This is a genomic window from Pseudomonas phoenicis (genome assembly GCF_047302395.1).
GTDB lineage: Bacteria > Pseudomonadota > Gammaproteobacteria > Pseudomonadales > Pseudomonadaceae > Aquipseudomonas.
In genome coordinates this window covers 750534-771754 of the sequence record NZ_CP154852.1, presented here as the reverse complement: position 1 = coordinate 771754, position 21221 = coordinate 750534, and the positions used below count along the sequence as shown (strand labels likewise).

The following is a 21221-nucleotide window of genomic DNA, read 5'->3' as shown; positions in this document are numbered from 1 at the left end:
CGGAAAACTCCTTGAGATTCAATGAGTTGAACGTTTTCTGAAAGCTGGAAGCGTTTCGATCTACTGATCGGCAGCGGTGAAAAAGGCAGTTGACAGCAGGTTGTAACGCTGTATGATTCGCCTCCCGCTACGAGAGATCGCAGCGAGCCAAGTGGTTGAAGTTGAACGAGATTCTCGCAAAACACTTCAAAATAAACACTTGACAGACACTGAGGGCAGCGTAGAATGCGCGCCTCGGTTGAGACGAAAGGCTCAACCAACCGCTCTTTAACAATTTGAATCAAGCAATTCGTGTGGGTGCTTGTGAGTATGGACTGATAGTCACCAAGATTATCAGCATCACAAGTGACCATGCGAGAAATCACATAGTCATTTGAGATTGCTGAGCCAAGTTTAGGGTTTCTTAAAAACCCAAGCAGTATTGAACTGAAGAGTTTGATCATGGCTCAGATTGAACGCTGGCGGCAGGCCTAACACATGCAAGTCGAGCGGATGAGAAGAGCTTGCTCTTCGATTCAGCGGCGGACGGGTGAGTAATGCCTAGGAATCTGCCTGGTAGTGGGGGACAACGTTTCGAAAGGAACGCTAATACCGCATACGTCCTACGGGAGAAAGCAGGGGACCTTCGGGCCTTGCGCTATCAGATGAGCCTAGGTCGGATTAGCTTGTTGGTGAGGTAATGGCTCACCAAGGCGACGATCCGTAACTGGTCTGAGAGGATGATCAGTCACACTGGAACTGAGACACGGTCCAGACTCCTACGGGAGGCAGCAGTGGGGAATATTGGACAATGGGCGAAAGCCTGATCCAGCCATGCCGCGTGTGTGAAGAAGGTCTTCGGATTGTAAAGCACTTTAAGTTGGGAGGAAGGGCAGCTAGCGAATACCTGGTTGTTTTGACGTTACCGACAGAATAAGCACCGGCTAACTCTGTGCCAGCAGCCGCGGTAATACAGAGGGTGCAAGCGTTAATCGGAATTACTGGGCGTAAAGCGCGCGTAGGTGGTTTGTTAAGTTGGATGTGAAAGCCCCGGGCTCAACCTGGGAACTGCATCCAAAACTGGCAAGCTAGAGTATGGTAGAGGGTGGTGGAATTTCCTGTGTAGCGGTGAAATGCGTAGATATAGGAAGGAACACCAGTGGCGAAGGCGACCACCTGGACTGATACTGACACTGAGGTGCGAAAGCGTGGGGAGCAAACAGGATTAGATACCCTGGTAGTCCACGCCGTAAACGATGTCAACTAGCCGTTGGAATCCTTGAGATTTTAGTGGCGCAGCTAACGCATTAAGTTGACCGCCTGGGGAGTACGGCCGCAAGGTTAAAACTCAAATGAATTGACGGGGGCCCGCACAAGCGGTGGAGCATGTGGTTTAATTCGAAGCAACGCGAAGAACCTTACCAGGCCTTGACATGCAGAGAACGTTCCAGAGATGGATCGGTGCCTTCGGGAACTCTGACACAGGTGCTGCATGGCTGTCGTCAGCTCGTGTCGTGAGATGTTGGGTTAAGTCCCGTAACGAGCGCAACCCTTGTCCTTAGTTACCAGCACGTTATGGTGGGCACTCTAAGGAGACTGCCGGTGACAAACCGGAGGAAGGTGGGGATGACGTCAAGTCATCATGGCCCTTACGGCCTGGGCTACACACGTGCTACAATGGTCGGTACAGAGGGTTGCCAAGCCGCGAGGTGGAGCTAATCTCACAAAACCGATCGTAGTCCGGATCGCAGTCTGCAACTCGACTGCGTGAAGTCGGAATCGCTAGTAATCGTGAATCAGAATGTCACGGTGAATACGTTCCCGGGCCTTGTACACACCGCCCGTCACACCATGGGAGTGGGTTGCACCAGAAGTAGCTAGTCTAACCTTCGGGAGGACGGTTACCACGGTGTGATTCATGACTGGGGTGAAGTCGTAACAAGGTAGCCGTAGGGGAACCTGCGGCTGGATCACCTCCTTAATCGACGACATCAGCCTGCTGATGAGCTCCCACACGAATTGCTTGATTCATTGTACGAAGACGATGCTGTAACGCGACCCTGTTATAGGTCTGTAGCTCAGTTGGTTAGAGCGCACCCCTGATAAGGGTGAGGTCGGCAGTTCAAATCTGCCCAGACCTACCAGCTTCTGGGGCCATAGCTCAGCTGGGAGAGCGCCTGCCTTGCACGCAGGAGGTCAGCGGTTCGATCCCGCTTGGCTCCACCACCTTTTAGCATCGTTTGCTGTTCAGAACTTAGAAATGAACATTCCACCCAGGTCATCGGGTGCGCTGAATGTTGATTTCTGACTTTTGTCAGATCGTTCTTTAAAAATTCGGATATGTGATAGAAATAGACTGATGGCCACTTTCACTGGTGGTGATCAGGCTAAGGTAAAATTTGTGAGTTCTGCGCGAGAGCGCAACATGCGAATTTTCGGCGAATGTCGTCTTCATAGTATAACCAGATTGCTTGGGGTTATATGGTCAAGTGAAGAAGCGCATACGGTGGATGCCTTGGCAGTCAGAGGCGATGAAAGACGTGGTAGCCTGCGATAAGCTTTGGGGAGTCGGCAAACAGACTGTGATCCAGAGATCTCTGAATGGGGGAACCCAACCAGCACAAGCTGGTTATCTTGTACTGAATACATAGGTGCAAGAGGCGAACCAGGGGAACTGAAACATCTAAGTACCCTGAGGAAAAGAAATCAACCGAGATTCCCTTAGTAGTGGCGAGCGAACGGGGACCAGCCCTTAAGTTGGTTTGAGAGTAGTGGAACGCTCTGGAAAGTGCGGCCATAGTGGGTGATAGCCCCGTACACGAAACGCTCTTATCAATGAAATCGAGTAGGACGGAGCACGAGAAACTTTGTCTGAATATGGGGGGACCATCCTCCAAGGCTAAATACTACTGACTGACCGATAGTGAACCAGTACCGTGAGGGAAAGGCGAAAAGAACCCCGGAGAGGGGAGTGAAATAGATCCTGAAACCGTATGCGTACAAGCAGTGGGAGCCTACTTTGTTAGGTGACTGCGTACCTTTTGTATAATGGGTCAGCGACTTATATTCAGTGGCGAGCTTAACCGAATAGGGGAGGCGTAGCGAAAGCGAGTCTTAATAGGGCGTTTAGTCGCTGGGTATAGACCCGAAACCGGGCGATCTATCCATGGGCAGGTTGAAGGTTAGGTAACACTGACTGGAGGACCGAACCGACTACCGTTGAAAAGTTAGCGGATGACCTGTGGATCGGAGTGAAAGGCTAATCAAGCTCGGAGATAGCTGGTTCTCCTCGAAAGCTATTTAGGTAGCGCCTCATGTATCACTGTAGGGGGTAGAGCACTGTTTCGGCTAGGGGGTCATCCCGACTTACCAAACCGATGCAAACTCCGAATACCTACAAGTGCCGAGCATGGGAGACACACGGCGGGTGCTAACGTCCGTCGTGAAAAGGGAAACAACCCAGACCGTCAGCTAAGGTCCCAAAATCCTGGTTAAGTGGGAAACGATGTGGGAAGGCTTAGACAGCTAGGAGGTTGGCTTAGAAGCAGCCACCCTTTAAAGAAAGCGTAATAGCTCACTAGTCGAGTCGGCCTGCGCGGAAGATGTAACGGGGCTCAAACCAGGTACCGAAGCTACGGGTATCACCTTTGGTGATGCGGTAGAGGAGCGTTCTGTAAGCCTGTGAAGGTGAGTTGAGAAGCTTGCTGGAGGTATCAGAAGTGCGAATGCTGACATGAGTAACGACAATGCGAGTGAAAAACTCGCACGCCGAAAGACCAAGGTTTCCTGCGCAACGTTAATCGACGCAGGGTTAGTCGGTCCCTAAGGCGAGGCTGAAAAGCGTAGTCGATGGAAAACAGGTTAATATTCCTGTACTTGCAGTTATTGCGATGGAGGGACGGAGAAGGCTAGGCCAGCTTGGCGTTGGTTGTCCAAGTTTAAGGTGGTAGGCTGAGATCTTAGGCAAATCCGGGATCTCAAGGCCGAGAGCTGATGACGAGTTGCCTTTAGGCGACGAAGTGGTTAATGCCATGCTTCCAAGAAAAGCTCCTAAGCTTCAGATAACTGGGAACCGTACCCCAAACCGACACAGGTGGTTGGGTAGAGAATACCAAGGCGCTTGAGAGAACTCGGGTGAAGGAACTAGGCAAAATGGCACCGTAACTTCGGGAGAAGGTGCGCCGGTGAGGGTGAAGGACTTGCTCCGTAAGCTCATGCCGGTCGAAGATACCAGGCCGCTGCGACTGTTTATTAAAAACACAGCACTCTGCAAACACGAAAGTGGACGTATAGGGTGTGACGCCTGCCCGGTGCCGGAAGGTTAATTGATGGGGTTAGCGCAAGCGAAGCTCTTGATCGAAGCCCCGGTAAACGGCGGCCGTAACTATAACGGTCCTAAGGTAGCGAAATTCCTTGTCGGGTAAGTTCCGACCTGCACGAATGGCGTAACGATGGCGGCGCTGTCTCCACCCGAGACTCAGTGAAATTGAAATCGCTGTGAAGATGCAGTGTATCCGCGGCTAGACGGAAAGACCCCGTGAACCTTTACTATAGCTTTGCACTGGACTTTGAATTTGCTTGTGTAGGATAGGTGGGAGGCTTTGAAGTGGGGACGCCAGTCCTCATGGAGCCATCCTTGAAATACCACCCTGGCAACTTTGAGGTTCTAACTCAGGTCCGTCATCCGGATCGAGGACAGTGTATGGTGGGTAGTTTGACTGGGGCGGTCTCCTCCCAAAGAGTAACGGAGGAGTACGAAGGTGCGCTCAGACCGGTCGGAAATCGGTCGTAGAGTATAAAGGCAAAAGCGCGCTTGACTGCGAGACCCACACGTCGAGCAGGTACGAAAGTAGGTCTTAGTGATCCGGTGGTTCTGTATGGAAGGGCCATCGCTCAACGGATAAAAGGTACTCCGGGGATAACAGGCTGATACCGCCCAAGAGTTCATATCGACGGCGGTGTTTGGCACCTCGATGTCGGCTCATCACATCCTGGGGCTGAAGCCGGTCCCAAGGGTATGGCTGTTCGCCATTTAAAGTGGTACGCGAGCTGGGTTTAGAACGTCGTGAGACAGTTCGGTCCCTATCTGCCGTGGACGTTTGAGATTTGAGAGGGGCTGCTCCTAGTACGAGAGGACCGGAGTGGACGAACCTCTGGTGTTCCGGTTGTCACGCCAGTGGCATTGCCGGGTAGCTATGTTCGGAAGAGATAACCGCTGAAAGCATCTAAGCGGGAAACTTGCCTCAAGATGAGATCTCACTGGGATCTTGAATCCCCTAAAGGGCCGTCGAAGACTACGACGTTGATAGGTTGGGTGTGTAAGCGCTGTGAGGCGTTGAGCTAACCAATACTAATTGCCCGTGAGGCTTGACCATATAACACCCAAGCAATCTGCCAAGACGCAGGTTGTGTGTAAGACGCATCGCCGAAGATTCGCACACAGATCATCACATATCCGAATTGGCTGGCCCGTCGGCAACGACGTACCGGCAACCGAATTTCTTGACGACCATAGAGCATTGGAACCACCTGATCCCATCCCGAACTCAGCAGTGAAACGATGCATCGCCGATGGTAGTGTGGGGTTTCCCCATGTGAGAGTAGGTCATCGTCAAGATTCATTTCGCAAAACCCCTATCTGCGCAAGCAGGTAGGGGTTTTGTCTTTTCTGCGTGATAGTGAGTAGCTACCCATGGGGAGTCTTTTCCCTTTGCATGTGTTCTGAACACTACAATAGGCCCGTCCTACTCCTCAGAAGCCGCCCATGTCCGATACCGCTGCTCCGCACTCGCTGCAAGAATTGCCGCTGAATGAGCTGATCGCCTGCCACGAGTGTGATCTGCTGATGCGCAAACCCGAACTGCAGCAGAATGAAAAAGCGCAATGCCCTCGTTGCGGTTACGAGCTCTACGCACATCGGCACAATGTGGTGAATCGCAGCCTGGCTTTGGTCCTCACGGCGCTGATCTTGTTCATCCCGGCGAATTTTCTGCCCATCATGCGTCTGCATCTACTGGGCCAGAGCTCCTACGACACGGTCTGGACTGGTGTAGTAGGGCTGTACGAGTCCGACATGCGTGGCATCGCCATGGTGGTCTTCCTGTGCAGTATGGCCATACCCTTGCTCAAACTGCTCTGCCAATTGGTTGTGTTGTTGAGCATCCGTTTCAATACCGGACGCCGCTATGGCCTGTTCATCTACAGGGTCTACCACCATGTGCGCGACTGGGGAATGCTCGAGGTGTACCTGATGGGGGTTCTGGTGGCGATCGTCAAGCTGGTGGACATGGCCCAGCTCACCGTCGGATTGGGTCTGGTGTGCTTCGTGGCGTTGTTATTGGTTCAGGTATGGCTGGAGGTGGTGATGTCCGAGCACCAGATCTGGAGCGCGCTGTCTGGGGAGGATGTGCATGCGGGCGATTGATGCAGGTCTGGTGGTATGCAATGAATGCCATCAACTGAACCGGCTGCAGCCGGACGCCAAATCCCAGCCTTGTATGCGATGCGGTGCTGCAGTACACATAAGGCGCCCCAACAGCATTGTTCGCACCTGGGCGTTGCTGATCACCGCGATGATTCTCTACATACCCGCTAACCTGCTGCCGATCATGACGGTCAGCAGCCTGGGACGAGGCACGCCTGATACGATCATGTCCGGCGTCATTGAACTGATGCAGAACGGTATGCTGCCTATCGCCGGCGTGGTGTTCGTGGCAAGCATCCTGGTGCCGACGTTCAAGTTGATCGGCATTGCCCTGTTGCTGTATTCGGTTCAGCGCCATCAGCCGCTGTCAGCTCGGCAGAGAATCTGGATGTACCGTTTCATCGAATTCATCGGGCGCTGGTCGATGCTCGACATTTTCGTCATTGCCATTCTGGTGGCAGTGGTGAATTTCGGCCGTATCGCCAATGTCGAAGCCAATCTAGGTGCCGTTGCCTTCGCAACGGTAGTCATCCTGACCATGTTTGCAGCGTTAACTTTCGATCCCCGTCTGATCTGGGATAACACGGAGTCGGATAACGACAATGAGTGACTTGCCTACGGCTAAAACCCGCCCTGCCTCCAACTGGTCGGCCATCTGGATCCTTCCGCTCATAGCGCTGATCATCGGTGGCTGGTTGGCGTTTCAGGCCTACCGCGATGCGGGTGTCGAGATTCAGGTGCGTTTCAAGACGGGCGAGGGCATCGTCGCCGATAAGACCGAGATCATGTACAAGGGCATGTCAGTGGGCAAGGTCAAATCCTTGATCCTGGACGAGGAAGGCAGCAACACCGGTGTCATTGCCACCATCGAGATGAACCGAGCAGCGCAAGAGCACCTCACTACCGGCACTCGCTTCTGGCTGGTCAAACCCAGTGTGACCATCGCTGGCATCTCCGGGCTGGAAACCTTGGTCTCGGGCAACTACATCGCCATAGATCCAGGCGAAGGTGAGCCCACCAAGCGTTTCACAGCGTTGTCCGAAGCACCGCCCTTGTCCGATAACGAGCCAGGCTTGCACCTTACCCTCAAGGCCGATCGTCTGGGCTCGCTGAACCGCGACAGCCCAGTGTTCTACAAACAGATCAAGGTCGGTCGGGTGAAGAGCTATCGCCTGTCCGAAGACCAGGACCTGGTCGAAATCAAAGTGTTCATCCAGCCGGCTTATGCCAACTTGGTGCGCAAGCACACGCGTTTCTGGAACGCCAGCGGTGTCAGCATCAATGCCGACCTGTCAGGGGTCAAGGTGCGCACCGAGTCCTTGGCCAGCATCGTGGCCGGCGGCATCGCCTTTGCGACGCCCGAACACCGTAAGGACAGCCCACCGACCGATCCAAATCTGCCGTTCCGCTTGTACGAAGACTTCGACGCGGCCCAGGCCGGCATTCGCATCAAACTCAAGCTGGCCGACTTCGAAGGCTTGCAAGCCGGGCGTACGCCGGTGATGTACAAGGGCATCCAGGTGGGCTCGCTAAAGGCGCTGAAGATCGAGGAAGACCTGTCCAGTGCTACGGCGGAGCTGACCATGGACCCCTTGGCCGAAGACTTCCTGGTCTCTGGCACGCAATTCTGGGTAGTCAAACCGTCCATTTCCCTGGCAGGCATCACCGGTCTGGAAGCCTTGGTGAAGGGTAACTACATCGCCATCCGACCGGGTGAGAAGGGCGCCTCGCCTTCCCGCGAGTTCGAAGCGCGGGCCAAAGCGCCGCCATTGGACCTCAAGGCCCCCGGGCTGCACCTGGTGCTATTCGCAGACCGCCTCGGCTCGGTCGAAGTCGGCAGCCCGGTCATGTATCGCCAGGTCAAAGTCGGTAACGTGCAGAGCTATCAGTTCACCCGCGACAGCAAACGCATTCTGATTGGCGTGCACATCGAGAAGGAATACGAAAACCTGGTCAACGGCTCGACACGCTTCTGGAATTCCAGCGGCATTACCCTGACCGGAGGGCTTTCGGGCATCAAGATTCAAAGCGAATCCCTGCAGACCTTGATGGCCGGCGGCATCACCTTCGATACGCCGCAGGCCAACGTGAAGTTGAAGCGACGAATCCCACGCTTCCGGTTGCACGAGAGCCAAGAGGCTGCCAACCGTGCAGGCACACTCATCACCATTCGGGTCAATACGGGAGATGGCCTCAAACCAGGTACGCCCATCCGTTTGCGCGGGTTGGAAGTCGGCAATATTGAAAGTGTCGACCTTACCGACGACTTGCAGGCAGTCCTGTTGCGCGCGCGCATCACTGAAGTGCCAGAGCGTATCGCTCGAACCGGTACGCAGTTCTGGGTGGTCAAGCCGGCCTTGGGGCTGGTGCGTACCGAGAATCTGGACACATTGATCAGCGGGCAATACCTGGAGGTCAAGCCAGCACCGCGCATGCTCGCGCCTCAGCGCGACTTCATCGCACTGCCACAGGCACCTGAGGTGACCGAGCCCGAGAACGGCTTGGCATTGACGTTGAGCGCCGAGCGTCGCGGTTCGATCAAGCCCGGTGTGCCTGTGACCTACCGCGAAGTGCCGGTGGGCAAGGTGACCGGTTACGAGCTGGGCCAGACCGCTAACCGGGTGCTCATCCATATCCTGATCGAGCCGCGCTACGCTCCGCTGGTGCGAGGGGGCAGCCGATTCTGGAACAGCAGCGGTTTCGGCATCGACTGGGGGTTGATCAAAGGCGTGAGCTTGCGCACGGAGTCGGTCGAAACCCTCATCGATGGCGGTATCGCCTTTGCGACGCCTGAAGGGGAGCAGATGGGGACGCAGGCATTGCCCAAGCAGACCTTCGCATTGTTCGACAAGCCCGAGGACCAATGGCTGGAGTGGGCGCCCAAGATCCCGCTGGCCAAATAAGGCATGTGCTTGACCGGGCCGCGTGCCCGGTCGAGCTTCACTTCAAGGGGCAGGCAAAAGGGACACCGATAAACGACAGGCAACAAAAAACCGACCCTAGGGTCGGTTTTTTATGAACAAGTGCTTCGCTTAGGCAGCAGCAGTTTCTTTCAGCGCCTTGATGTGCGCGTTCAGACGGCCTTTATGGCGAGCAGCTTTGTTCTTGTGGATGATGCCTTTATCGGCCATACGGTCGATAACTGGCACAGCCAGGGTGTAAGCCGATTGTGCTTTTTCGGCATCTTTAGCGTCGATGGCCTTAACTACGTTTTTGATGTAGGTACGGACCATGGAACGCAGGCTGGCGTTGTGGCTGCGACGCTTCTCAGCCTGTTTTGCACGTTTCTTGGCGGAAGGTGAGTTGGCCACCGTCGAGCTCCTCGAAAGACTTTTGGATAAATGACAAGCAAATAAGGCCGCGAATCATGCCGATGAGTTCATCGGTTGTCAAGGCCAGATGCAGGGCTCCGCTGAGTGGCCGTAGCGCGTAATGGAGTGGATTCCATTCTGCGTCGCGACCTGTAAACTCGGGAAATTTGGCTCCCCCTGCGAAGAGCGCGGGAGTATCGCACATCCGAGCGCCAACTGGCAGCGCTCCTCGTCCATTGGCGTGAACTTTTCCATGAACTTGCTCAAATCCCTGGCTGCGGTCAGCTCCATCACCATGGTTTCCCGTGTGTTGGGGTTCGTGCGCGACACCATCCTGGCGCGCGTTTTCGGCGCAGGCGTCGCGACCGATGCCTTCTTCATCGCCTTCAAGCTGCCCAACCTGCTGCGGCGCATCTTCGCCGAGGGTGCCTTCTCCCAGGCCTTCGTGCCGATCCTCGCTGAATACAAGACGCAACAGGGCGAAGAGGCGACGCGTACGTTCGTCGCCTACGTCAGCGGCTTGCTGACCTTGATACTGGCGCTGGTGACCGTGCTCGGTGTCCTGGCAGCCCCCTGGGTGGTCTGGGCCACTGCGCCAGGCTTCGTCGACAGTGCCGAGAAATACCAGCTGACCAGCGACCTGTTGCGGGTGACCTTCCCTTATATATTGCTGATCTCGCTCTCTTCGCTGGTGGGCGCGATCCTCAACACCTGGAACCGTTTCTCGGTGCCGGCTTTCACGCCGACCTTGCTCAACGTCGCGATGATCGTCTTCGCGCTGTTCCTCACGCCGTACTTCGATCCGCCCATCATGGCGCTGGGTTGGGGCGTGCTGGCCGGCGGGCTGGCGCAACTGCTGTACCAGCTGCCTGCCCTCAAGCGCATCGGCATGCTGGTACTGCCACGCCTGAACCTGCGCGACAGCGGGGTATGGCGGGTGCTCAAGCAGATGCTGCCGGCCATTCTCGGCGTGTCGGTGAGCCAGATTTCGCTGATCATCAACACCATCTTCGCCTCCTTTCTGGTGGCAGGCTCGGTGTCGTGGATGTATTACGCCGATCGCTTGATGGAATTGCCCTCCGGCGTGTTGGGCGTGGCCCTGGGCACCATCCTGCTGCCGACCCTGGCCAAGACCTACGCCAACCGCGATCGTCAGGAATACTCGCGGATTCTCGACTGGGGCCTGCGTCTGTGCTTCCTGCTGGTGCTGCCCTGCACCCTGGCCCTGGCGATCCTGGCCGAGCCGTTGACGGTCACCCTGTTCCAGTACGGCAAGTTCACCGCGTTCGACGCGGCCATGACCCAACGCGCCCTCATGGCCTATTCGGTGGGCCTGTTGGCGATCATTCTGGTGAAGGTGCTGGCGCCGGGCTTCTATGCGCAGCAGAACATCCGCACGCCCGTGAAGATCGCGGTCTTCACGCTGGTTTCCACGCAACTGTTGAACCTGGCGCTGATCGGCCCGCTCAAGCATGCTGGCCTGGCCTTGGCGATCAGCATCGGGGCCTGCCTCAACGCCGGCCTGCTGTACTGGCGGCTGCGCAGCCTGGATCTGTTCCAGCCGCAACCGGGCTGGCTGGGTTTCCTGAGCCGACTGATGGTGGCCGTGCTGTTGATGTCGGCCGTGTTGCTGGCGGGCATGCACTATATGCCGGCCTGGGCTCAAGGCGACATGCTGGCGCGATTCCTGCGCCTGGGCGCGTTGATCGCCGCGGGTGTGGTGACCTACTTCGGTTGCCTCTACCTGTGTGGCTTGCGCCCTCGGCAGTTCGCACGCAAGGCGCTGCATTGAAGCGCTCGGCACGCCGGGCATCGGTTTCCCGTATCCAATGCCACAGCCGGACACTGCTGCCTGTCGTCAGCGCTCGGGTGTGGTTATAATCGACCACTTTATGAGCAAGAAGCGCGCTATGCAGCTGGTCCGAGGCTTTCACAACCTGCGCCCTGAGCACCGGGGCTGCGTCGCCACCATTGGCAATTTCGACGGGGTCCACCGCGGCCACCAGGCACTCCTGGCGCGTTTGCGCGAGCGCGGGCAGGCTCTTGGGCTGCACACCTGTGTCGTGATCTTCGAACCGCAGCCGCGCGAGTACTTCACGCCCGAGACCGCGCCCGCTCGGCTGTCGCGTTTGCGTGACAAGATCGAGCTGCTCGCCGCCGAGGGCGTCGATCAGGTGCTGTGCCTGGCGTTCAACGAGCACCTGAGCAATCTCAGTGCCAGCGCCTTCGTCGATGCGATCATGGTCGACGGCTTGCGCATCAAGCATCTGGATGTGGGCGACGACTTTCGTTTCGGCTGCGACCGCGCCGGCGACTTCGCTTTCCTGGTAGACGCCGGGCGTCGCCACGGCTTCACCGTGGAGGCTGCGCAGACGGTGATGTACGACGGCATGCGTGTCAGCAGCACACAGGTGCGCAAGGCCCTGGCCGAAGCCGACTTCGTGCTGGCCGAGCACCTGCTCGGGCGGCCTTACCAGATCTGCGGGCGGGTGCTGCATGGCCAGAAGCTGGCGCGCCAGCTGGGTACGCCCACCGCCAACATCCAGCTCAAGCGCCGGCATGTGCCCTTGACGGGCGTGTACCTGACCAGCGCCGAGATCGACGGTCAGCGCTGGCCCGGCATCGCCAACATCGGCGTACGCCCCAGCGTGGCTGGCGATGGTCGCCCGCATCTGGAAATCCATCTGCTGGACTACACCGGTGACCTGTACGACCAACGCCTGGCCGTGCAATTTCACCACAAGCTGCGCGAAGAGCAGCGTTTCGCCTCCCTGGAGGCGCTCAAGTCGGCGATCGACGCGGACATCGCCGCCGCACGTGCCCACTGGCACGCTCAACCGCTAACCAAGAGCCTGAAATGATCGACTACAAAGCCACGCTAAACCTACCGGACACCGCCTTCCCCATGAAGGCCGGCCTGCCTCAGCGCGAACCGCAGATCCTGCAGCGCTGGGACAGCATTGGCCTGTACGGGAAGCTGCGCGAAATTGGCAAGGATCGTCCGAAGTTCGTCCTGCACGACGGTCCGCCCTACGCCAACGGCAAGATTCACATCGGTCACGCACTGAACAAGATCCTCAAGGACATGATCGTGCGCTCCAAGACCCTGTCGGGTTTCGACGCGCCCTATGTGCCAGGTTGGGACTGCCACGGCCTGCCGATCGAGCACAAGGTCGAGGTCACCCACGGTAAGCACCTGTCCGCCGACCAGACCCGCGAACTGTGCCGCGCCTACGCCGCCGAGCAGATCGAAGGGCAGAAGCGCGAGTTCATCCGTCTGGGCGTGCTGGGCGACTGGGACAACCCCTACAAGACCATGGACTTCGCCAACGAAGCCGGAGAAATCCGTGCGCTGGCCGAGATGGTCAAGCAGGGTTTCGTGTTCAAGGGCCTCAAGCCTGTGAACTGGTGCTTCGACTGCGGTTCGGCGTTGGCCGAGGCCGAAGTCGAGTATGCCGACAAGCAGTCGCAGACCCTCGATGTGGCATTCCCCATCGATCAGGCCAACGCCGGCAAGCTGGCCGCCGCCTTTGGCCTGGCCGAGTTGCCCAAGCCGGCCGCCATGGTGATCTGGACCACCACTCCCTGGACCATCCCTGCCAACCAGGCGTTGAGCGTGCACGCCGACTTCAGCTATGCGCTGGTCGACATCGGCGACCGCCTGCTGGTACTGGCCGAGGAGCTGGTCGAGGCCTGCCTGCAGCGCTATGCCCGCGAAGGTAGCGTCATCGCCACGGCCAAAGGTGCAGCGCTGGAACTGATCAACTTCCGTCATCCGTTCTACGACCGCCTGTCGCCGGTATACCTGGCCGACTACGTCGAACTGGGCGCGGGCACCGGTATCGTGCATACCTCGCCTTCCTATGGCGAAGACGACTTCATCACGTGCAAGCGCTACGGCATGCACAACGATGAAATCCTCACCCCGGTGCAGAGCAATGGCGTCTATGCACCTTCGCTGGAGTTCTTCGGCGGGCAGTTCGTGTTCAAGGTAGGCCCGGCGATCATCGACAAACTGCGTGAAGTCGATGCCCTGTTGCACACTGAAACCATCACCCACAGCTACATGCACTGCTGGCGCCACAAGAGCCCGCTGATCTATCGCGCCACTGCGCAATGGTTCGTCGGCATGGACAAACAGCCGCACACCGGCGCACCGCTGCGTGAACGTGCGCTGGCCGCCATCGAAGACACCAAGTTCGTCCCGGCCTGGGGTCAGGCGCGCCTGCACTCGATGATCGCCACCCGTCCCGACTGGTGCATCTCGCGCCAGCGCAACTGGGGCGTGCCGATCCCGTTCTTCCTCGACAAGCAGACCGGTGAGTTGCACCCGCGCACCGTCGAGCTGATGGAAGAGGTGGCCAAGCGTGTCGAACAGCAAGGCATCGAAGCCTGGTTCAAGCTCGACGCCGCCGAACTGCTGGGCAGCGAAGCCGACCAGTACGACAAGATCAGCGACACCCTCGACGTCTGGTTCGACTCCGGCACCACCCACTGGCACGTGCTGCGTGGCTCGCACGACATCGGCCATTCCGCCGGCCCGCGCGCCGACCTGTACCTGGAAGGTTCCGACCAGCACCGCGGCTGGTTCCACTCGTCCCTGCTGACCGGTTGCGCCATCGATGGCCACGCGCCTTACCGCGAGTTGCTGACCCACGGTTTCACCGTGGACGAGAACGGCCGCAAGATGTCCAAGTCGCTGGGCAACACCATCGAGCCACAGAAGGTCAACGACACACTGGGCGCGGACATCATGCGCCTGTGGGTATCGGCCACCGACTATTCCGGCGAGATGGCCGTCTCCGAGCAGATCCTGCAGCGCAGTGCCGACGCCTACCGGCGTATCCGTAACACCGCGCGCTTCCTGCTTTCCAACCTGACCGGCTTCGACCCGGCGCGCGACCTGTTGCCCGCCGATGAGATGCTGGCGCTGGATCGTTGGGCCGTCGACCGCACCCTGCTGCTGCAACGCGAACTGCAAGAGCACTACGGCGAGTACCGTTTCTGGAACGTCTACTCCAAGGTGCACAACTTCTGCGTGCAGGAGCTGGGCGGGTTCTACCTCGACATCATCAAGGACCGTCAGTACACCACTGGTGCCAACAGCGTCGCACGGCGTTCGTGCCAAAGCGCGCTGTACCACATCAGCGAAGCGCTGGTGCGCTGGATCGCACCGATCCTGGCGTTCACCGCCGACGAGCTGTGGCAGTACCTGCCGGGCGAGCGCAACGAGTCGGTCATGCTCAACACCTGGTACGAAGGCCTGTCCGAACTGCCGGAAGGCTTCGAGCTGGATCGCGCTTACTGGGATCGGGTCATGGCGGCCAAGGCTGCGGTCAACAAGGAGCTGGAAAACCAGCGCGCGGCCAAGGTCATCGGCGGCAACTTGCAGGCCGAAGTCACCTTGTACGCCGAAGAGGCGGTCGCGGCCGACCTGCACAAGCTCGGCGACGAGCTGCGCTTCGTGCTCATCACCTCGGCGGCCAGTGTCGCGCCGTTGGCGCAAGCGCCTGCCGAAGCGGTGCTCACCGAGGTCGAAGGGTTGAAGCTGACGGTGGTCAAGTCCGGCTACACCAAGTGCGGTCGTTGCTGGCACTTCCGCGCCGACGTCGGCAGCCATCCGGAACATCCGGAAATCTGCGGCCGTTGCGTCGACAACCTGTGTGGTTCCGGTGAGGTGCGCCACTATGCCTAACCCTGACGTTGGGCGGTTCGGCCGCCTGGCCTGGTTGTGGCTGGCCGTGGTGGTCGTGGTCCTCGACCAAGCCACCAAGGTCTACTTCGACAGTGCCCTGGCCGATGGCCGCGAGATCAGCGTCATTCCAGGGCTGCTCAGCTGGCTGTTGGCCTACAACACCGGTGCGGCGTTCAGCTTCCTGTCCGACAGCGCCGGGTGGCAGCGCTGGCTGTTCGCGGCCATCGCCGTGGTGGTCAGTGGCGTGCTGGTGGTCTGGCTCAAGCGCCTCGGCTGTAGCGAAACCTGGTTGGCCATCGCCCTGGCCTTGGTGCTGGGCGGTGCGCTGGGCAACCTGTACGACCGCATGGCCCACGGCCATGTGATCGACTTCATCTTCGTGCACTGGCAGGACGTCTGGCGCTTCCCCGTGTTCAACCTGGCCGACTGCGCAATTACCGTAGGTGCGGTGATGCTGGCGCTGGACATGTTCAAGAGCAAGAAACCCCAGGAGCCCGCACATGACTGATACCCGTATTGGCCAGAACACCGAAGTGACCTTGCATTTCGCGCTGCACCTGGAAAATGGCGACACCGTCGATAGCACCTTCGACAAAGGGCCGGCCACGTTCAAGGTCGGCGATGGCAGCCTGTTGCCGGGCTTCGAGGCGGCGCTGTTCGGCTTCAAGGCCGGCGACCGCCGCACCTTGACCATCGCTCCGGAAAACGCCTTCGGTCAGCCCAACCCGCAGAACGTGCAGGTCATGCCACGCTCGCAGTTCAACGACATGGAGCTGTCCGAGGGGTTGCTGGTGATCTTCAACGACGCGGCCAACGCCGAGTTGCCGGGGGTGGTCAAAGCCTTCGACGACAATCAGGTCACGATCGACTTCAATCACCCACTGGCCGGCAAGCTCCTGACCTTCGAGGTGGAAATCCTCGAGGTCACGGCGCTCTGAGCCTGGAGCCGCGCATGCAAATCAAACTCGCCAACCCCCGTGGTTTTTGCGCCGGGGTCGACCGGGCGATCGAGATCGTCAACCGCGCCTTGGAAGTGTTCGGCCCGCCGATCTACGTGCGCCACGAAGTGGTGCACAACAAGTTCGTGGTGGAAGACTTGCGCAACCGCGGCGCGATCTTCGTCGAAGAGCTCGATCAGGTACCCAACGACGTCATCGTCATCTTCAGCGCCCACGGTGTTTCCCAGGCCGTGCGCCAGGAAGCCGAGGGCCGTGGTCTCAAGGTGTTCGACGCCACCTGCCCACTGGTGACCAAGGTGCACATCGAGGTGGCCAAGTACAGCCGCGATGGCCGTGAGTGCATTCTCATCGGTCACGCCGGCCACCCCGAAGTCGAAGGCACCATGGGCCAGTACGATGCCAGCAATGGCGGCGCCATCTATCTGGTCGAAGACGAGGAAGACGTCGCCCGTTTGCAGGTGCGCGACCCCGAGCACCTGGCCTTCGTGACCCAGACCACGCTGTCGATGGACGACACCAGCCGCGTCATCGATGCCCTGCGTACGCGCTTCCCGCAGATCGGCGGTCCGCGCAAGGACGACATCTGCTACGCCACCCAGAACCGCCAGGATGCGGTCAAGCAGTTGGCCGACGAGAGCGATGTGGTACTGGTGGTCGGTAGCCCCAACAGCTCGAACTCCAATCGCCTGCGCGAGCTGGCCGAGCGCATGGGTACGCCGGCCTATCTGATCGATGGTGCCGAAGACTTGCAGCGAGGCTGGTTCGACGGGGTCGCCCGTATCGGCATCACGGCAGGGGCCTCGGCCCCGGAAGTGCTGGTGCGTGGCGTGATCGACCAGCTCAAGGCTTGGGGCGCCAGCCCTGCCGAAGAGCTGGACGGTCGCGCGGAGAACGTCACGTTCTCCATGCCCAAGGAATTGCGAGTGCGTTCGCTGCTGTAGGGCTCACCGTGTCGCGCACCGCCGCTCCGTCTGGGGCTCGGTGCGCAGGTCTATGCGGCCGCTGAAGGCGATCACCACTTGCTGTGCGCTGATGGCCTGGCGGTGCTGACACAAGGTCAGCGTGGCGCCATAGGGTGAAGCGCCAGGCCCCAAGGGCACACCCAGTGCGCTGAAGGTCACTCGGTTGCCGCCGTTGCTGACGATCCTCAACCCTTGCGCCAAGCGACGCTCGCGCAACACCTGCTGTTGCGGTGGCAGCACGATCTGCCAGCCATTGCCCCAATCACCCTCGAGCGCTGCCACTTGCACCGACTGCCCCAGCAACGCGGCATGGTTGCGCGCGTAACGCAGGGCTTGGGCCAGCTCACGTGCTGCGCTAGCCAGGTGTAGGTCATGCCTGATCGCGGTGTAAGCCGGTGCGGCGAGCTGCGTCAGCACGCCGATCAAGGCCAGCGCCAACATCATTTGAATCAGTGTTGCGCCTTGTTGCTTCATCGTGCGCGCTCTCCAAACCCATGCTTTTCTTCAGCATCGCGCTCGGCCGACCTCGTGTCAGTCGGGCCGGACACTGATTTGCAGCAGGAAATGTCGCAGGGGGAGCAGGGATGCGGGCAGGCGAGGGCGGGCTGACGTTGATCGAGGTGACGCTGAGCATCGTGGTGCTGGCGGTCGGTGTGTTGGGGGCGGCCGGTATGCAGTTGCGCGCTTTGCAAGCCAGTGAGCAGGCACGCGGGCACAGCCAGGCCGCATGGCTGGCGCAAGGGTGGTTGGAGCGCATGCGTGCCGGTTCGGGTGTGGGGCCGATCGATCAGAGCCGATGGCAGGCCGAACTCAAGCGCACCCTGGGGGACGCAGCCGAAGGCAACGTGCGCCGTGACGTCGAGCGTGTGCAGATCGAAGTGCGCTGGGGCCGCGTGCAGGGTGACGGTCCTCTCATCGTCAGCTTGCAGGGAAGGGTGGAACGATGAGCGTCCGCCAAACGGGCTTTAGCCTGATCGAAGCGTTGGTCGCACTAGCGCTTGGGCTGTTGGTGTTGGCAGGGGCTAGCCAGGTTTTCATCGCCGCCTACCAGACATGGCGCCTGCAGGCCGCGGCGCAGCAACTGCAGGGCGATGCGCGACTGGCACTGACCCGTATCGCCCAAGACATCCGCATGGCCGGTGCGTTTGGTTGTCTGCGCCTGAACCCTGAAGACTTCGCAGGCACCACCGCCGCGACGGCCTTCACACGACCGGTGGAAGGCAATGGCGAGCGCCTGGGCCTGATCGTCGCCGAACTGCCGGGGCACACGGGGGCTGCGGACTGGACGCTGCACACCGATTGCCAGACTTGGGCCCGAGTGCACGAAGGCTTTGCTGTCGCGCCCTCCGGCACTCTGGCGCTAGCGATCAGGCGGTTGGAGTACCGACTCGAGAACGGCAAGCTCATGCTGGTGCGCACCGGTTCGAAACAACCCTTGCTGGATCATGTTCAGCGCCTGCGCGTGTCGCTGATCGATCAGCAACGCATCGACCTGGAGATGGAGCTGTACGAACCGCGATGGCGACTGACCCAGCGCTACAGCCTCAGCGTTGCCCTGCGCAACGCCCGGGCGATGCCATGAAGCGTCAGCGCGGTGTGGTGCTGCTGGTATGCCTGGTGCTGACGCTGTTGATGAGCGTGCTGGCCGCGTCGGCGCTGAACGACGCATTGCTCGAGACCCGCCTGGTCGGCCATCTGCTCAGCAGGGCGCAGGCGTTCGAACAGGCCGAGGCCACCTTGCTGGAAGCTGTGTCCACGCTGGATCGCCCTCAGGTCGAGTGCCCGGCCTGCCTACCGCCGGCTCGGCCTCACGCGCTCGAAGGTTCATGGCAGCGCGGGCGTGATGGTTTTTTCAGCGTGCAGGACTTGGGTGTGACCGAACGTGCCGTGCACATGCCGGCCGGCGAGCGGATGCGTCTGTTGCGCATCACCGCCGTCAGCGCTCAGCCTGCCGCGCGCCAGGTGCTCGAAGCTGTGTATGCGGTTTCACTGGATCATCCCGATTCACCCCAACGCATCCTGTGGCGTCATCGCGCGCCGGAGGGCTGACATGCAGCGCGGTTTGAGCTTGCTCGAGTTATTGATTGTCCTGGCGCTGACCGGCATGCTGGCGGCCATTGCCTATCCCGGCTATCAAGCGTCACTGCGCAGCGCCGCCCGTAGCGAGGTGGTCGCGCTGTTGCACGATGCGGCGCAGCGCCTGGAACGCCACTACGTCATCACCGGGCAGTATGCCGACACCGAACAGCGACAGGCGGCGCTACCCGATGGCACCTCCTACTACCGGTTGAGTGTGCAACGTCACGCTACGGGTTTCACGCTGCTCGCTGCCCGACGGCCGCAGACGATGATGGCCAATGACGCTTGCGGCGATTTCCAGCTCGATCATGCGGGGGTACGCGCCAACCCTGGTGGCGAGGATGGGCAGGGGTGTTGGGGAAGCTGAAGGGTGCGAGGGGCACCGCAGACCATTTCGGAGTTTGGACCGAGCGAATGAGCGAACGAGTAGTGATTGTCGGTGGCGGCGTCATCGGCCTGCTGACCGCATTGAATCTGGCGGCCAAGGTCGAACATGTGACGGTGTGCGACCAGGGCGAGGTGGGCCGCGAGTCGTCATGGGCGGGCGGAGGCATCGTCTCGCCGCTCTATCCCTGGCGCTACAGCGCAGCGGTGACGGCGCTGGCGCATTGGTCGCAGGACTTCTATCCGCAGTTGGCCGAGCGCCTGCTGGCGGTCACCGGTATCGACCCGCAGGTGCACACCACCGGGCTGTACTGGCTCGATCTGGACGACCAGGACGAGGCACTGGCCTGGGCCGCGCAACAGCAGCGTGCGCTGGCCGAGGTGGCCATCGATACGGTCTACAAGGCGGTGCCCGCGCTGGGCCCGGGCTTTGCCCAGGCCATACGCATGGCCGATGTGGCCAACGTGCGCAATCCGCGCTTGGTGAAGGCTCTGACGGCAGCGTTACAGGCCTTGCCCAACGTCACCCTGCGCGAACATTGCCCCGTCAGCGGCTTCGCTCGGGAAGGCGAGCGCGTGGTCGGCGTGCTGACCGCAGACGGCGTGCTGTCGGCGGATCGTGTGGTGTTGTGTGCCGGAGCCTGGAGTGGCGACCTGCTGCGCACCCTGGACATCGACCTGCCGGTACAACCGGTCAAGGGCCAGATGATCCTGTTCAAGTGCGAAGAGGATTTTCTGCCTAGCATGGTGCTGGCCAACGGGCGCTATGCCATTCCACGCAAGGACGGCCATGTCCTGGTGGGCAGCACACTGGAGCATGTCGGTTACGACAAGCAGCCCACCAATCACGCGCTGGCGAGCCTGGTGGCGTCGGCCAGCGATCTGTTGCCGGCGTTGGCCGAGGCAGAGGTGGTAGGGCACTGGGCCGGGCTACGGCCGGGTTCGCCCGAGGGGGTGCCTTTCATCGGGCCGGTGCCGCAGCACGAGGGGCTATGGCTCAATTGCGGACACTTCCGCAATGGCCTGGTACTGGCGCCGGCCTCTTGCCAACTGTTCTGCGACCTGCTGACCGGCACGCCGCCGATCATCGATCCCACACCTTACGCGCCCGCCGGCCGGCTGGGCTGAAGGGGCTTGGGTCAGCGCACACAGCGCCCGACGCAACTGTAGGCTCAATGCGGTGCAGTCGGGCCTTGCTCGAGGTGCTGCTGGCTGCAATACCAATGGCTGCCGAGCTGCACGGCCCGGTCATCGGGCAAGTGCACGCCGCAATGGGCGCAGCGCACCATGCGCAGTGGGTCATCGAGGGATGCCTGGCGGTTGGGTTGCTGGCTGATCTTGAACTTGCGCCACAGCCAGAAGGCGGCGGCGATCAGGGCGATCCAGAATAGGAGACGAATCATGGTGTCGGGCTTGTCGGAAGGGAAA

Annotated in this window: 17 protein-coding genes, 2 tRNA genes and 3 rRNA genes; 19 read left to right on the top strand and 3 right to left on the bottom strand. The window is 59.8% G+C overall.

Annotated features, from left to right (window positions below; translation table 11 throughout):
- Positions 1-423 precede the first annotated feature (423 nt).
- From AA0Z93_RS03790 to AA0Z93_RS03755, 8 genes are all read left to right on the top strand, one after another.
- Positions 424-1960: ribosomal RNA gene (locus tag AA0Z93_RS03790) — 16S ribosomal RNA — on the top strand.
- A gap of 86 nt (positions 1961-2046) precedes the next feature.
- A tRNA-Ile gene (locus tag AA0Z93_RS03785) sits at positions 2047-2123 on the top strand.
- A 6-nt stretch (positions 2124-2129) separates the two neighbouring features.
- Positions 2130-2205 (top strand) — tRNA-Ala (locus AA0Z93_RS03780).
- A gap of 257 nt (positions 2206-2462) precedes the next feature.
- Positions 2463-5354, top strand: a 23S ribosomal RNA gene (locus tag AA0Z93_RS03775).
- A 126-nt stretch (positions 5355-5480) separates the two neighbouring features.
- Positions 5481-5596: ribosomal RNA gene (rrf, locus tag AA0Z93_RS03770) — 5S ribosomal RNA — on the top strand.
- Together the 16S, 23S and 5S rRNA genes with 2 tRNA genes alongside form the textbook arrangement of a ribosomal RNA operon.
- Positions 5597-5743: 147 nt before the next feature.
- Positions 5744-6403 (top strand): paraquat-inducible protein A, encoded by a 660-nt coding sequence (locus AA0Z93_RS03765; RefSeq protein ID WP_413046330.1) that lies wholly within the window; start codon positions 5744-5746, stop codon positions 6401-6403.
- Entirely contained in the window at positions 6390-7013 is a 624-nt protein-coding gene (locus AA0Z93_RS03760; protein ID WP_413046331.1) for a paraquat-inducible protein A, read from the top strand. Before AA0Z93_RS03765 ends, AA0Z93_RS03760 begins: the two co-directional genes overlap by 14 nt.
- On the top strand, positions 7006-9306 hold the full coding sequence (locus AA0Z93_RS03755; protein WP_413046332.1) for an MlaD family protein: 2301 nt from the start codon (positions 7006-7008) through the stop codon (positions 9304-9306). Before AA0Z93_RS03760 ends, AA0Z93_RS03755 begins: the two co-directional genes overlap by 8 nt.
- 129 nt (positions 9307-9435) lie before the next feature.
- On the opposite strand, the gene rpsT is transcribed toward AA0Z93_RS03755, so the two are convergent.
- On the bottom strand, positions 9436-9714 hold the full coding sequence (rpsT, locus tag AA0Z93_RS03750; RefSeq protein WP_413046333.1) for a 30S ribosomal protein S20: 279 nt from the start codon (positions 9712-9714) through the stop codon (positions 9436-9438).
- A 253-nt stretch (positions 9715-9967) separates the two neighbouring features.
- On the opposite strand from rpsT, the gene murJ reads away from it, so the two are divergent.
- The 6 genes from murJ to ispH all read left to right on the top strand — a co-directional run bounded on the left by murJ (position 9968) and on the right by ispH (position 17309).
- Complete coding sequence (gene murJ, locus AA0Z93_RS03745) at positions 9968-11506, top strand: murein biosynthesis integral membrane protein MurJ (RefSeq protein ID WP_413046334.1); 1539 nt, start codon at positions 9968-9970, stop codon at positions 11504-11506.
- A gap of 118 nt (positions 11507-11624) precedes the next feature.
- Positions 11625-12575, top strand: a complete 951-nt coding sequence (ribF, locus tag AA0Z93_RS03740) for a bifunctional riboflavin kinase/FAD synthetase (protein ID WP_413046335.1) — start codon at positions 11625-11627, stop codon at positions 12573-12575.
- Positions 12572-15409 (top strand): isoleucine--tRNA ligase, encoded by a 2838-nt coding sequence (gene ileS / locus AA0Z93_RS03735; RefSeq protein ID WP_413046336.1) that lies wholly within the window; start codon positions 12572-12574, stop codon positions 15407-15409. The genes ribF and ileS overlap by 4 nt, the downstream gene beginning before the upstream one ends.
- Positions 15402-15917, top strand: a complete 516-nt coding sequence (gene lspA / locus AA0Z93_RS03730; protein ID WP_413046337.1) for a signal peptidase II — start codon at positions 15402-15404, stop codon at positions 15915-15917. The genes ileS and lspA overlap by 8 nt, the downstream gene beginning before the upstream one ends.
- On the top strand, positions 15910-16347 hold the full coding sequence (gene fkpB / locus AA0Z93_RS03725) for an FKBP-type peptidyl-prolyl cis-trans isomerase (RefSeq protein ID WP_413046338.1): 438 nt from the start codon (positions 15910-15912) through the stop codon (positions 16345-16347). Before lspA ends, fkpB begins: the two co-directional genes overlap by 8 nt.
- A gap of 14 nt (positions 16348-16361) precedes the next feature.
- Positions 16362-17309, top strand: a complete 948-nt coding sequence (gene ispH / locus AA0Z93_RS03720) for a 4-hydroxy-3-methylbut-2-enyl diphosphate reductase (protein WP_413046339.1) — start codon at positions 16362-16364, stop codon at positions 17307-17309.
- Positions 17310-17312: 3 nt separating this feature from the next.
- Here ispH and AA0Z93_RS03715 read toward each other — a convergent pair whose 3' ends face one another.
- Complete coding sequence (locus tag AA0Z93_RS03715; RefSeq protein ID WP_413046340.1) at positions 17313-17804, bottom strand: GspH/FimT family pseudopilin; 492 nt, start codon at positions 17802-17804, stop codon at positions 17313-17315.
- A 110-nt stretch (positions 17805-17914) separates the two neighbouring features.
- Here AA0Z93_RS03715 and pilV point away from each other — a divergent pair, with 110 nt between their 5' ends.
- From pilV to thiO, 5 genes are read left to right on the top strand one after another with little or no spacing between them, the layout of a single operon-like run.
- The gene (gene pilV / locus AA0Z93_RS03710; protein WP_413046341.1) at positions 17915-18277 is read left to right on the top strand and encodes a type IV pilus modification protein PilV; all 363 of its coding nucleotides are present in this window, start codon (positions 17915-17917) and stop codon (positions 18275-18277) included.
- The gene (locus AA0Z93_RS03705) at positions 18274-18912 is read left to right on the top strand and encodes a PilW family protein (protein ID WP_413046342.1); all 639 of its coding nucleotides are present in this window, start codon (positions 18274-18276) and stop codon (positions 18910-18912) included. Before pilV ends, AA0Z93_RS03705 begins: the two co-directional genes overlap by 4 nt.
- Positions 18909-19379, top strand: a complete 471-nt coding sequence (locus AA0Z93_RS03700) for a hypothetical protein (RefSeq protein ID WP_413046343.1) — start codon at positions 18909-18911, stop codon at positions 19377-19379. Before AA0Z93_RS03705 ends, AA0Z93_RS03700 begins: the two co-directional genes overlap by 4 nt.
- A 1-nt stretch (position 19380) precedes the next feature.
- Complete coding sequence (locus tag AA0Z93_RS03695) at positions 19381-19776, top strand: type IV pilin protein (RefSeq protein WP_413046344.1); 396 nt, start codon at positions 19381-19383, stop codon at positions 19774-19776.
- A 47-nt stretch (positions 19777-19823) separates the two neighbouring features.
- Entirely contained in the window at positions 19824-20921 is a 1098-nt protein-coding gene (gene thiO, locus AA0Z93_RS03690; protein ID WP_413046345.1) for a glycine oxidase ThiO, read from the top strand.
- 44 nt (positions 20922-20965) lie between these two features.
- On the opposite strand, the gene AA0Z93_RS03685 is transcribed toward thiO, so the two are convergent.
- Positions 20966-21196, bottom strand: coding sequence for a PP0621 family protein (locus AA0Z93_RS03685; RefSeq protein ID WP_413046346.1), 231 nt, complete (start codon positions 21194-21196; stop codon positions 20966-20968).
- Positions 21197-21221: the final 25 nt, after the last annotated feature.

What these genes read in the sequence shown, in the direction of transcription:
- AA0Z93_RS03705 (WP_413046342.1), top strand. Translation starts at nt 18,274, where the DNA reads ATGAGCGTCCGCCAAACGGGCTTTAGCCTGATCGAAGCGTTGGTCGCA.
- AA0Z93_RS03695 (WP_413046344.1), top strand. Translation starts at nt 19,381, where the DNA reads ATGCAGCGCGGTTTGAGCTTGCTCGAGTTATTGATTGTCCTGGCGCTG.
- AA0Z93_RS03685 (WP_413046346.1), bottom strand. Translation starts at nt 21,196, where the DNA reads ATGATTCGTCTCCTATTCTGGATCGCCCTGATCGCCGCCGCCTTCTGG.
- fkpB (WP_413046338.1), top strand. Translation starts at nt 15,910, where the DNA reads ATGACTGATACCCGTATTGGCCAGAACACCGAAGTGACCTTGCATTTC.
- AA0Z93_RS03760 (WP_413046331.1), top strand. Translation starts at nt 6,390, where the DNA reads ATGCGGGCGATTGATGCAGGTCTGGTGGTATGCAATGAATGCCATCAA.
- ispH (WP_413046339.1), top strand. Translation starts at nt 16,362, where the DNA reads ATGCAAATCAAACTCGCCAACCCCCGTGGTTTTTGCGCCGGGGTCGAC.
- thiO (WP_413046345.1), top strand. Translation starts at nt 19,824, where the DNA reads ATGAGCGAACGAGTAGTGATTGTCGGTGGCGGCGTCATCGGCCTGCTG.
- AA0Z93_RS03755 (WP_413046332.1), top strand. Translation starts at nt 7,006, where the DNA reads ATGAGTGACTTGCCTACGGCTAAAACCCGCCCTGCCTCCAACTGGTCG.
- AA0Z93_RS03715 (WP_413046340.1), bottom strand. Translation starts at nt 17,804, where the DNA reads ATGAAGCAACAAGGCGCAACACTGATTCAAATGATGTTGGCGCTGGCC.
- AA0Z93_RS03700 (WP_413046343.1), top strand. Translation starts at nt 18,909, where the DNA reads ATGAAGCGTCAGCGCGGTGTGGTGCTGCTGGTATGCCTGGTGCTGACG.
- AA0Z93_RS03765 (WP_413046330.1), top strand. Translation starts at nt 5,744, where the DNA reads ATGTCCGATACCGCTGCTCCGCACTCGCTGCAAGAATTGCCGCTGAAT.
- murJ (WP_413046334.1), top strand. Translation starts at nt 9,968, where the DNA reads ATGAACTTGCTCAAATCCCTGGCTGCGGTCAGCTCCATCACCATGGTT.
- ribF (WP_413046335.1), top strand. Translation starts at nt 11,625, where the DNA reads ATGCAGCTGGTCCGAGGCTTTCACAACCTGCGCCCTGAGCACCGGGGC.
- ileS (WP_413046336.1), top strand. Translation starts at nt 12,572, where the DNA reads ATGATCGACTACAAAGCCACGCTAAACCTACCGGACACCGCCTTCCCC.
- pilV (WP_413046341.1), top strand. Translation starts at nt 17,915, where the DNA reads ATGCGGGCAGGCGAGGGCGGGCTGACGTTGATCGAGGTGACGCTGAGC.
- lspA (WP_413046337.1), top strand. Translation starts at nt 15,402, where the DNA reads ATGCCTAACCCTGACGTTGGGCGGTTCGGCCGCCTGGCCTGGTTGTGG.